9 protein-coding genes are annotated in these 11,735 nt (G+C 72.7%); 7 read left to right on the top strand and 2 right to left on the bottom strand.

Annotated elements, in window-relative coordinates:
- Positions 1-136: 136 nt before the first annotated feature.
- Both ACIQH8_RS00665 and ACIQH8_RS00660 read left to right on the top strand, forming a co-directional pair.
- Positions 137-427, top strand: coding sequence for a hypothetical protein (locus tag ACIQH8_RS00665; protein ID WP_400993526.1), 291 nt, complete (start codon positions 137-139; stop codon positions 425-427).
- 344 nt (positions 428-771) lie between these two features.
- Positions 772-2,283 (top strand): aspartate ammonia-lyase, encoded by a 1,512-nt coding sequence (locus ACIQH8_RS00660; protein WP_400995658.1) that lies wholly within the window; start codon positions 772-774, stop codon positions 2,281-2,283.
- A gap of 15 nt (positions 2,284-2,298) precedes the next feature.
- Here ACIQH8_RS00660 and ACIQH8_RS00655 read toward each other — a convergent pair whose 3' ends face one another.
- Both ACIQH8_RS00655 and ACIQH8_RS00650 read right to left on the bottom strand, forming a co-directional pair.
- On the bottom strand, positions 2,299-3,174 hold the full coding sequence (locus ACIQH8_RS00655) for a fumarylacetoacetate hydrolase family protein (RefSeq protein ID WP_400993523.1): 876 nt from the start codon (positions 3,172-3,174) through the stop codon (positions 2,299-2,301).
- A gap of 71 nt (positions 3,175-3,245) precedes the next feature.
- Positions 3,246-4,742, bottom strand: a complete 1,497-nt coding sequence (locus ACIQH8_RS00650; RefSeq protein ID WP_400995656.1) for a DNA-3-methyladenine glycosylase 2 family protein — start codon at positions 4,740-4,742, stop codon at positions 3,246-3,248.
- Between the two features lie 185 nt (positions 4,743-4,927).
- Between ACIQH8_RS00650 and ACIQH8_RS00645 the strand changes: the two genes are divergently transcribed.
- The 5 genes from ACIQH8_RS00645 to ACIQH8_RS00625 all read left to right on the top strand — a co-directional run bounded on the left by ACIQH8_RS00645 (position 4,928) and on the right by ACIQH8_RS00625 (position 11,727).
- Positions 4,928-6,379: an FAD-binding oxidoreductase gene (locus tag ACIQH8_RS00645; protein ID WP_400993520.1), complete on the top strand. Its 1,452-nt coding sequence runs from the start codon at positions 4,928-4,930 to the stop codon at positions 6,377-6,379.
- Between the two features lie 9 nt (positions 6,380-6,388).
- Complete coding sequence (locus tag ACIQH8_RS00640) at positions 6,389-7,582, top strand: PrsW family intramembrane metalloprotease (RefSeq protein ID WP_400993518.1); 1,194 nt, start codon at positions 6,389-6,391, stop codon at positions 7,580-7,582.
- Between the two features lie 95 nt (positions 7,583-7,677).
- Complete coding sequence (locus tag ACIQH8_RS00635; RefSeq protein ID WP_400993516.1) at positions 7,678-8,715, top strand: PQQ-binding-like beta-propeller repeat protein; 1,038 nt, start codon at positions 7,678-7,680, stop codon at positions 8,713-8,715.
- Between the two features lie 97 nt (positions 8,716-8,812).
- Positions 8,813-10,096, top strand: coding sequence for a GAF domain-containing protein (locus ACIQH8_RS00630; protein ID WP_400995653.1), 1,284 nt, complete (start codon positions 8,813-8,815; stop codon positions 10,094-10,096).
- A gap of 107 nt (positions 10,097-10,203) precedes the next feature.
- Positions 10,204-11,727, top strand: a complete 1,524-nt coding sequence (locus ACIQH8_RS00625) for an aldehyde dehydrogenase family protein (protein WP_400993514.1) — start codon at positions 10,204-10,206, stop codon at positions 11,725-11,727.
- The last annotated feature ends 8 nt before the right edge of the window (positions 11,728-11,735 follow it).

Genomic DNA, 11,735 nt, shown 5'->3' with positions numbered 1-11,735 from the left:
ATCGCGTGGGCGCCCCGGTCCGGCGTCGGTCGACCGGGGGCGGTACCCGCCCCGTCGATCCGGGGGTTCGCCCCATGTCGACGGGCTCGCGTCATCCGTAGCCTCGGATCATCCCGATGAACAGGAGATCCAACTGATGACCACCGTCACCCCCGCACCGGCGACCGACGTCGAGACGCGCGGGTTCGCCGTCTCGAGCCTCGTGCTCGGCATCGTCTCGCTCGTCGCCGGCTTCACGTTCGTGGTGCCGGTCGCCGGCCTCGTGCTCGGCATCCTCGCGCTGCGCCGCGAGCCGTCGGCCCGCACCATGGCGATCTGGGGCATCGCGCTGAACGCGGTGATGCTCGCCGGCGTCGTCATCGCGACCCTCGCGTTCCTCGCCTTCGGCCTGCTGCTGCTGCCGTTCGCGCCGCTCGCGTTCGTCTGATCGCCCGCGACGACGAGGCCCACGACCCGACGGTCGTGGGCCTCGTTCGCGTCGGGACCTGCCGTCGGGCGGCCGCGGGGTGTCCCTGACGCGTGGGAGGACACGCGGGGGAGCGGATGGACGCGAAGCGCGGACCGGGGATCTCGACGACGTCGCCGGCCCGGGTTGACCGCCCGCTCGGGCGGGTCGGTGCATGCGACGCACGAATCGGACGCCGTGTACAGCGGACGCGCACGGATCGTACACGCTGCTGCGGGAATCGCCGTGGGCCGCCGAGTAGGCTCGGGACGTACCGAGCGCGGCGATCCCGCGCGTGTCCTCGAGGCGATGGAGCCGAAGTGTCGATGACCCGACCGCATCCCAACACCGTCGAAAGCGTCCGATCGGAGGACGAGGTGATCCCCACGAACACGTCGGAGACACGGACCGAGACCGACTCGCTCGGCTCGGTCGAGGTCCCCGCAGATGCCTATTGGGGCGTGCACACCATGCGTGCGCTCCAGAACTTCCCGATCTCGAAGCGACCGATCTCCGTCTATCCCGAGCTCGTCGTCGCGCTCGCGCAGGTGAAGCAGGCGGCGTGCCGGGCGAACAAGGAGCTCGGCGCCCTCGATCCGCGCAAGCAGGCGTGGATCGACGAGGCCTGCCAGCGGATCATCGACGGCGAGTTCCACGACCAGTTCGTGGTCGGCGTCATCCAGGGCGGTGCGGGCACCTCGACGAACATGAACGCGAACGAGGTCATCGCGAACATCGCGCTCGAGATCGCGGGCTACCCGAGGGCGCGCTACGACCTCATCCACCCGATCGACGACGTCAACCGCAGCCAGTCGACGAACGACACCTACCCGACCGCGCTGAAGCTGGCGATGACCGCGTCGCTCACGACGATGCTCACCGAGCTCGACCTGCTCCGGATCTCGTTCGGACGCAAGGGCCGCGAGTTCCACGAGGTGCTCAAGGTCGGCCGCACGCAGCTCCAGGACGCGGTCCCGATGACGCTCGGCCAGGAGTTCCACGGCTTCGCGACGACCCTCGGCGAGGACATCGCGCGGCTCCGCGAGACGATCAAGCTGCTCTCCGAGGTGAACCTCGGCGGCACCGCGGTCGGCACGGGCATCACGGCCGACCCCGGGTACGCGGCCGCGGTGGTGCGGCACCTCAGCGAGATCACGGGTCAGCGTCTGGAGACCGCGCCCGACCTCGTCGAGGCGACGAGCGACACGGGCGTCTTCATGACCTTCTCGAGCGCGCTGAAGCGCAGCGCGATCAAGCTCTCGAAGATCTGCAACGACCTCCGGCTGCTCTCGTCGGGTCCGCAGGCCGGTCTCGGCGAGATCCACCTCCCGCCCAAGCAGGCGGGCTCGAGCATCATGCCGGGCAAGGTCAACCCGGTCATCCCCGAGGCGGTCAGCCAGGTCGCCTACGCGGTCGCGGGGGCCGACGTCACGGTCATGATGGCCGCCGAGAACGGCCAGCTGCAGCTCAACGCGTTCGAGCCGGTCATCGCGCACTCGCTCCTGCAGTCGATCACGTGGATGCGGCAGGCGTGCTGGACCCTGCGCGTGAACTGCGTCGACGGCATCACGCCGAACACCGAGCACCTCGAGGCGCAGGTCGCATCGAGCGTCGGCGTGATCACGGCGCTCATCCCGTTCATCGGCTACGCCGAGGCGGCGAAGCTCGCGAAGGTCGCGCTCGCGACCGGACGACCCGTCGCCGACCTGGTCGTCGAGGCCGGCCTCATGACCCGTGAGGACGTGACCCGGCAGCTCATGCCGTCGCGCCTCTCGGGGGTCCATCCCATCACCCAGGCCATCAACGTCGTGGAGCTGAAGGGGGAGCCGAGCGACTGAGCCCGGCGAGGCGCCTCAGATCACGCGGCAGTGCGTGGTGAGCGAGCCGATCCCCTCGATGCTGACGGTCACGGTCGAGCCGTCGTGCAGGAACACCTGCGGGTTGCGTGAATACCCGGCACCGCCGGGGCTGCCCGTCGAGATGAGGGTGCCGGCCGGGAGGGTCGCGGTCTTCGAGAGGTAGGAGATGATCTCGGCGACGCTCCGGACCATCTCGTTGGTCGAGGCGTCCTGCAGGATGTGTCCGTCGAGGTTCGTCGTCAACCACAGGTCCTGGGGATCGGCGATCTCGTCGGCGGTGACCACGACGGGGCCGGTCGGCGTGAAGCCGTCGAACGACTTGCAGCGCGACCACTGCGCCTCGCTGAACTGGATGTCGCGGGCCGTGATGTCGTTCACGACCGTGTATCCCCACACGTGGTCGAGCGCGTCCTGCGGCGAGACGTCGCGCGCGGGCGTGCCGATGATCACGCCGAGCTCGGCCTCGTAGTCGACCTGGGTGGCCACGTCGCCCGCCCACGTGGTCGTTCCGCCGTGCGCGGCGAGCGAGTTCGGCCAGAGCGAGAAGATCGTCATCGCCGATTCGGAGCGCAACTTCAGTTCGGACGCGTGGGCGGCGTAGTTCGCCCCGATCGCGAGCACCTGCGCCGGCCTCAGCACGGCGGAGTCGTGCCGGAGGTCGGCGACCGGGGTCGTCGGGGCGCCCGATGCGAGGGCCGCGGCGACGACCGCGCGCACATCGGCGAGGGCGTCGGGGCCTCGCTCGATGAGCTCCTGCAGGTCGCGCGGGGCGTCGGCCATCACCTCGTCGAGGAAGGTCGCCTGATCGTCGTGGACCACCGCGAGTCGGGGGGTCGTCTGGCCTTCGACTCGGAGGTGCGCGAACTTCACCCGTCTAGGCTATCGGCCGCCCTCGCCTTGCCGCTGTGCGGAACGTACAACGAACCGGGCGTGATGCTCCGTCACGTCGACAAGGCGGATGCCGCGACCCGCCAGAGGTGCATCGAGGCGTAGCTCCGCCAGGGTGCCCACTCCGCGCCGCGAGCGGCGAGCGCCTTCGCATCGGACGGCAGGCCGAGGCGCGCCGCCCCGTTGCGGAGGGCGAGGTCGGAGACGAGCAACTCGTCGGGCTCGCGCGTCACGCGCATGGCGAGGTACCCGGCCGTCCAGGGGCCGATGCCGGGCACCGCGAGCAGGTCGGCTCGCAGCTCGGCGCGCTCGCGCTCCGGAGCCACGACGAGCTCGCCGGCGGCGAGGCGGCCGCAGACGTCGACGATGGTGCGGATGCGCGCGGCGGGGCCGCGCAGCACGTCGCCGCCGCGCTCGGCGATCGCCGAGGCAGTGGGGAACAGCGTGCGCACGCTCCCGTCGATCTCGACGCGTTCGCCGAGCTCGGCGGCGAGCCGTGTCAGCGCCGTGCGGGCGGCGGCGACGGAGACCTGCTGGCCGACGAGCGCGCGCACGACGAGCTCGTGCGGGTCGAGGCAGCCGGGCATTCGGATGCCGGGAACGGCGGCGACCGCGGGCGCGAGGACGGGGTCGGCGGCGAGCGCCGCGTCGATCGCCTCGGCATCGGCGTCCAGGTCGAACAGGCGCCGCACGCGGGCGACGAGCGGCGCGAGGTCGGCGAGGCTCGACAGGTGCGCCTCGACGTCGAGCGCCGGGGCGCCGTGGACGGCGGCGAGCCGGACCAGCGCCGGGCCGGTCGGCAGTGCGAGCGTGCGCGCGTAGTGGTCGGTGCCGGCGCTCTCCACGCCGGCGAGCGCGCGGGTCGCGAGCCACGCGAACACGCCCGCGGCGTCGAAGGGCGCGCGCGCGGGAAGCCGGAGACGCACGACACCGGCGTCGCCGGGGGCGGGCGACCCCGGGTCATCCGTCGCCGTACTCGACGCCGTGGTCGCCGCCGCGGCGACCCGGCCGCCACGTCGCGCGCGCGCGGTCGCACGGAGCTCGAGCGGGCTGCGCTCGTAGACCGCGCGCACGGTGTCGTTGAACTGGCGGATGCTGCCGAAGCCCGCCGCGAACGCGACGTCCGACACGCGCATCGCGGTCGAGGTGAGCAGGGCGCGCGCGGTCTGCGCGCGATGCGCGCGGGCGAGTGCGAGCGGGCCGGCGCCGAGTTCGGCGGTGAGCACGCGGGTGAGGTGGCGGGGCGTGTAGCCGAGGCGGGCCGCGAGGCCGGGCACGCCGTCGCGCTCGACGACGCCGTCGGCGATGAGGCGCATGGCCCGGGCGGCGAGGTCGTCGTCGAGGTCCCATTCGGGTGAGCCGGGCACGGCGTCGGGCAGGCAGCGCTTGCACGCCCGGAGGCCGGCCTCGTGCGCGGCCGCCGCGGTCCGGTAGAACGTGACGTTCGTCGGCTTCGGCGGTGCCGCGGGGCAGCTCGGCCGGCAGTAGATGCCCGTCGAGTGCACGCCCGTGATGAACTGGCCGTCGAAGCGCGCGTCGCGCGCGAGCATGGCGCGGTACTTCTCCGCGAAGACGGGGTCGGCGAGCGGATCGGCGTGCGGGCTGCGGTTCGCGGTGCTCCCGGCTGCGGTGCCGGGTGGGGCGGGGGCGGTCGTGGTCACCCATCCAGCGTCGCATCCGCCCGCGATCCTGCATAGCGGAAATCGGACATGGCTGCGTCGCTACGCTGGACCCCATGCCAGCCGATGCGCCATCGCTCTCCGCCGATCTGCACGACCCGTCGACCGCCGAGCTGCGCGACCGCCTCGACGACGCCTTCGGCGAGCGCGCCGCCTTCGACGGCCCCGCCCTCGAGGCCGTGCGCGAAGACCGCTCCGGATGGCGCAGCGACGCGCCGCCGCTCGCAGTCGTGCACGCGGCATCCGTCGCAGACGTGCAGGAGCTCATGCGCATCGCGACCGCCACCGGAACTCCCATCGTGCCCCGCGGCGCCGGAACCGGGCTCGCCGGCGGCGGGATCGCGAGCCGCGGCTCGATCGTGCTCGACCTCTCGCGCATGGACCGGATCCTCGAGATCGACGACGTCGACGAGCTCGCGGTCGTCGAGCCGGGCGTGCTGAACGGCGACCTCGATCGCGCGGCCCGCGAGCGCGGGCTCTGGTACGCGCCCGACCCGGCGAGCCGGGCCATCTCGTCGATCGGCGGCAACATCGCCACGAACGCCGGTGGGCTGCTCTGCGCGAAGTACGGCGTGACGCGCGAGAGCGTCCTGGGCCTGGCTGTGGTCCTCGCCGACGGGTCGCTGCTGCGCACCGGGCACCGGACCGTCAAGGGCGTGACGGGCTATGACCTGACGGCACTGCTCACGGGCTCCGAGGGCACGCTCGGCGTGATCGTCGAGGCCGTCGTGCGCCTGCGTCCGGTCGTGCCCGGGGCGACGGAGACGGTCGCCGCCGCCTTCCCGGACGTGGAGTCGGCGGGCGTCGCGGTCGGGGGCGTCGCCGCCGCGCGCGTCCGCCCCGCCGTGCTCGAACTCATCGACCCCGTCGGGCTCGCGCGCGTCGCCGAGCACCTCGGCGCCGACGCGCTCGCGGGCACGCCGCTCGCCGACTTCGCGCCCGGCGAGACGTTCCTCCTCGCCCAGTGCGACGCGGGGGATGCCGCGGCCGAGGCGGAGGTGATCGCCCGGGTGTTCGCCGAATCCGGCGGGCGGGTCGAGCGGTCCACGGATGCCGCGACGGGCGAGCGCCTCCTCGACATCCGCCGCGCGATGCACCCGGCACTCGCCTCGCGCGGCAACGTGCTCATCGAGGACGTCGCGGTGCCGCGTTCGAAGCTGCCGGAGATGTTCCGCGAGATCGCCCGGATCGGCGCCCGCCACGGCGTCGAGATCCCGACGCTCGCGCACGCGGGCGACGGCAACCTGCATCCGAACTTCGTGTTCGAGGGCGACGAGGTGCCCGAGTGCATCTGGACCGCCGCCGATGAGCTGTTCCGCGCTGCGGTGCGCCTCGGCGGCACGCTGACCGGCGAGCACGGGGTCGGCGTGCTGAAGCGGCGCTGGCTCGCCGAGGAGCTCGGCGATGCGTCCGTCGACCTCCAGCGTCGGATCAAGGCGGTGTTCGACCCGGCCGGCATCCTGAACCCGGGCGTGATGTTCCCGCCCGGTGACGGCGCGGCTCGCTAGGCTTCCGGCGTGAGCCTGACGCCTCCGCCACCCGTCGATCCGCACGGCCACCTGAATGCAGCCGGATCGCCCTCGGGTGATCCCGCCTTCGCGGCCCGCCCTGCCGGGCGCCCGCGCACGGGCCTGGGCGCCGGGGCCGCGATCATCGTGCTCATCGCCGTCGCGGGCCTGGTCGCGCTCCTCGTGGCCGGCTACCTCGCCATCTCGCTGGGCGCCTCCGTCGTCGCAGTCGGAACGCTCGTCGCGCTCGTGCCGCTCGCGATCGTCCTGTTCGCGGTCCGCTGGATCGACCGCTGGGAGCCCGAGCCGCGCTGGGCACTCTGGCTCGCGTTCCTCTGGGGCGCGGCGGTGTCGGTCGCGATCGCGCTCGTCGTCGACCTCGGCGTGCAGCTCTTCGCCGCGTTCACCTCGCCCGACGGCGCGACGACCGACGAGGCACTGCAGGCCGTCGTGCAGGCGCCGATCGTGGAGGAGCTCGCGAAGGGCGCCGGCGTGCTCCTCATCTTCCTGCTCGCCCGGTCGCACTTCGACGGACCCGTCGACGGCCTCGTCTACGGCGCGACGGTCGCGGCCGGCTTCGCGTTCACCGAGAACATCCTGTACTTCGGCGTCGCGCTCATCGAGGGCGGCGCGGGCGAGCTCGGCACGACGTTCATCATCCGCGGACTCTTCTCCCCGTTCGCGCACGTGCTGTTCACGGCGTGCACGGGCGTCGCGATCGGCTTCGCCGCCCGGCGCGGCCGTGGGGCGGGCGTCATCGCGTGGTTCCTGGTGGGCCTCGTCGCCGCCATCCTGCTGCACGCGTTCTGGAACGGTTCGCTCGCCTTCGCCGACGCCTTCGCCCTCTACTTCACCGTGCAGGTGCCGATCTTCATCGCCGCCGTCGTCGTGACCGTCCTGCTCCGGCGCGAGGAGCAGCGCGTGACGCGCAGGCGGCTCTCGGAGTACGCGGCCGCGGGCTGGTTCAGCCAAGACGAGGTCGACGGCCTCTCGACGTGGCCCGGCCGACGGGCCGCGCTCGCCTGGGCTCGTGCGCAGCAGCCCTCGCGCACCGCCGAGGTCCAGCGGTTCATCGCGGATGCCACCCGGCTGGCGTTCACCCGGAATATCATCGCGACCGGCCGCGCCGACGTGCGCCGGCACGCGGACGAACGGGCGCTCCTCGAGTCCGTCACGCGCGCTCGCGCCGCGATCTCGGCCTGAGTGGCGACCGACGATCGCCGGCGTTGACCGCCGGGATCGAGGAGGAGTACGGTGCGGGCATCGGACCCGAACGCCTCGATGCGAGGAGTTGCATCATGACGTCCGCTCGCGCCCTGCCGGCCACCATATCGTCGGCCCTGCTGCTCATCGGTCTCGGCACCGGAATCGGTGCCGGGCCGGTACTCGCCCAGAAGCCGCCGCGAGCACCGACGGTCGTCTGGTCCTCCGACCTCGCGGCCGCCCTCGGCACCGGCCTCGCGGTCACGTCCGTCGCCGCCGACAAGCGCGCGGTGTTCGCGGGGACGACGAGCGGTGACGTCGTGGCGTCCGAGCCCTCCGACGGGTCGATCCGCTGGGTGACGTTCGTCGACGCGGTCCTCGCTGCGAGCGTCGAGGTCTCCTCGGTGGCGACCGGGGACGGCGCGACGGTCGCGGGCGCCTCGAACGGAGGCGTCGTCGCCATGGACGCGTCCACCGGCGAGGTGCGTTGGGTGACCGACGTGGCGGGTGTGCTCGGAGCGCCGCTCGCGGTGTCGGCGGTCTCCGTCGGCGGGGGCGCCGTTGCCGCAGCGACGTCGGACGGGCGGGTCGTCTCGCTCGACGCGGCGACCGGCGAGGTGCGGTGGACGACCGACCTGTCCGGGTACCTCGGCATGCTCCTCGGGGCCACGGCGGTCGCGTCGGGGAAGGACGTCCTGGCGGTGGGCACCTCGATCGGCCGCATCGCGGTGCTCGACCCGGCGGTCGGATCCGTGCGCTGGGTGACGGACCTGAGCGGGGTGACCGGTGTCGATCTCTCCGTCTCCGCCGCGACCGTGACCAAGGACACCGTGCTCGCGGGAACCTCGGCCGGATGGGTCGCCGCGACGGCTGCGTCGACCGGCCTGGTGCACTGGAGGACGGATCTCGCCGGCGCCCTCGGGTCGCCCCTCGACGTCACGGGTGCGGCGGCCGCGAAGGACGTGGCGTTCGCGTCGACGTCGACCGGCGCGCTCGCGAGTCTGTCGCTGGCGGACGGATCGGTGCGGTCCACGCTCCCGATCGTCCCGGGCGACGCGATCCTCGGCATCGCCTCGGTGAAATCCGGTGTGTACGCCGGGACCTCGGCCGGAGTGCTGCTCGCCGTCGGGTGATCGCCTCGCGATCGCCGAGTGGCGTCGGCTCCGACCCGGGCGGTCTATGCTTGCCGCATCCGCGAGGTGATCGACGGCGATCGGAGACGGCGTGCCCATGCCGAACGAGGTGCCGCAGGGCGACCCCGGCGCCCTGCGCGATCGGCTGCTGCGCGCCCAGGAGGACGCCCTGGCGACCGGCGTCGTGCCGCTCAGCCTCCGGCCCGTCGTGCGCGAATCGTGGGAACGCGCCATCCGCGGGGCCATCGACCCCGACCGGGCGCTGCCGCGTATCGAACTCGACGATGGCGAGTTCCGCGCCTACCGGGCCTCGCACGCGCTGGCCCCGGTGATGCCCGTCATCCGCCGCCTGCTCGTCGACGGCGCGGAGGACGCCGGGCTGGTCGTCGCCGTCGGCGACGCGCAGGGCCGGCTGCTCTTCGTCGAGGGCGACCCGCACCTTCGACGTCGGGCGGAGGACATGCTCTTCGTCGCGGGCGCCGACTGGTCCGAGGCGAGCATCGGAACGAGCGCGCCGGGAACCGCCCTGCAGCTCGATCGGGCGGTGCAGATCCGCGGCGCCGAGCACTACAACCGCATCGTCCATCCGTGGAGCTGCACCGCGGCACCGGTCCACGACCCCGTGACGGGAGCCCTGCTCGGGGTGATCGACATCACGGGCACCGACCTCGCCGTCGCCCCGCACACGCTATCGCTCGTGTCGGCGACCGTCGCCGCCGTCGAGGCCGAGCTGCGCATCGCGAACCTCGAGTCGAGCGTGCACGCCACCATCCGACGCTCGCGCATGCGATCGGTACCCGCGCCGCGCACGCCGCTCACCGTGCTCGGCGTGCAGCGGCCCCGTCTCGGCGCGCACGAGTTGAGCCCCAGGCACGCGGAGATCCTGACCCTGCTCGCCTGGCACCCGCACGGCCTCGGAGCCGAGCGGCTCGCGGCGCTCGTGTACGAGGGCGACGCCTCACCCGTGACGCTCCGCGCCGAGGTCACGCGGCTCCGGCGCGTGCTCGAGGCCGCGGGTGAGCCGCCGCTCGAGTCGCGGCCGTACCGCCTCGCGCGGGCGCTCGACGTCGACGCCGCGCGCGTGGCGAAGCTCGCCGGCCAGGGGTCGCTCCGCAAGGCGCTCGAGCAGTACCCGGGACCGCTTCTGCCGGCTTCGATCGCGCCGGGCATCGTCGAACTCCGCGACGAGCTCGCCGGCCGCCTCCGGGAGTCGATGCTCGCCGACGCCTCGCCCGACCTGCTCGCCGCGTACGCCGAGCGCGACGAGCACCGCTACGACGTCGAGCTCTGGCGGGCCCTCCTCGAGGTGCTCCCGCCGCGCTCGCCGCGTCGCGCGACGGTCGTCGCGCACCTCGAGCGCATCGACGCAGCGCTGCGCTGACTGCAACGCGACTGCAACCCTCGGGCAACCGAGGCGCAACGCCCGCCTCCGTACCGTGACGATCGCCCCACTCCGAGGGCATGACGACGACGTCACGAGGAGACACGATGACCGTGTACGCCGCGCCCGGCACCGCCGGCGCACTGATCCAGTTCAAGCCGCGCTACGAGCACTTCATCGGCGGCGAGTGGGTGAAGCCCATCGAGGGCGCCTACTTCGACGACATCTCGCCCGTCAACGGCAGGCCGTTCGCGGAGGTCGCGCGCGGCACCGCCGCCGACATCGAGGCCGCACTCGATGCGGCGCACCGGGCCGCGCCCGCGTGGGGGCGCACGAGCGCCGCGCACCGCGCCGCCATCCTGAACGCCATCGCCGACCGGATCGACGCGAACCTCGAGCTCCTCGCGGTCGCCGAGACCTGGGACAACGGCAAGTCGATCCGCGAACCGCTCAACGCCGACCTGCCGCTCGCGAGCGACCACTTCCGCTACTTCGCGAGCCTGATCCGCGCGCAGGAGGGCAGCTTCACGCAGCTCGACGAGGACACCGTCGCGTACCACTTCGACGAGCCGCTCGGCGTCGTCGGCCAGATCATCCCGTGGAACTTCCCGCTGCTCATGGCCGTCTGGAAGCTCGCTCCCGCCCTCGCCGCGGGCAACGCGGTCGTGCTGAAGCCCGCCGAGCAGACGCCCGTGTCCATCCTCGTCCTCGTCGAGCTCATCGCCGACCTGCTGCCTGCGGGCGTCCTGAACGTGGTCAACGGCTTCGGCGTCGAGGCCGGCAAGCCCCTCGCGTCGTCGAACCGCATCCGCAAGATCGCGTTCACGGGCGAGACGACGACCGGCCGGCTCATCCTCCAGTACGCGTCGGCGAACATCATCCCCTCGACCGTCGAGCTCGGCGGCAAGAGCCCGAACATCGTGTTCGAGTCGGTCGCCGACCGCCGCGACTCGTTCTACGACAAGGCGCTCGAGGGCTTCAGCCTGTTCGCGTTCAACCAGGGCGAGGTCTGCACCTGCCCGAGCCGCTCGCTCATCCAGAAGTCGATCTACGACACCTTCCTCGACGACGCGATCGAGCGCACGAAGCTCGCCCGGCAGGGCAACCCGCTCGACACCGAGACCCAGGTCGGCGCGCAGGCCTCGAACGACCAGCTCGAGAAGATCCTGAGCTACATCGACATCGGCAAGCAGGAGGGCGCGAAGCTGCTGCTCGGCGGTGAGCGCGTCGACCTCGGCGGCGACCTCAGCGAGGGCTACTACGTCGCGCCGACGATCTTCGAGGGCGAGAACCGCATGCGGCTCTTCCAGGAGGAGATCTTCGGCCCGGTCGTCGCGGTCACGAGCTTCCGCGACTACGACGACGCCATCCGCATCGCCAACGACACGCTGTACGGACTGGGCGCGGGCGTCTGGAGCCGCAACGGCAACGAGGCGTACCGGGCGGGCCGCGACATCCAGGCCGGCCGCGTGTGGGTGAACAACTACCACGCGTACCCCGCGGGTGCGGCGTTCGGCGGCTACAAGTCCTCGGGCATCGGCCGCGAGAACAACAAGGAGGCGCTGGCGCACTACCAGCAGACCAAGAACCTCCTGGTCAGCTACAGCGAGAACCCGCTCGGGTTCTTCTGATCGGCGGC

Source organism: Agromyces sp. GXQ0307, from assembly GCF_044769845.1.
Lineage (GTDB): Bacteria > Actinomycetota > Actinomycetes > Actinomycetales > Microbacteriaceae > Agromyces.
This window is presented reverse-complemented; position numbering and strand designations above follow the sequence as displayed.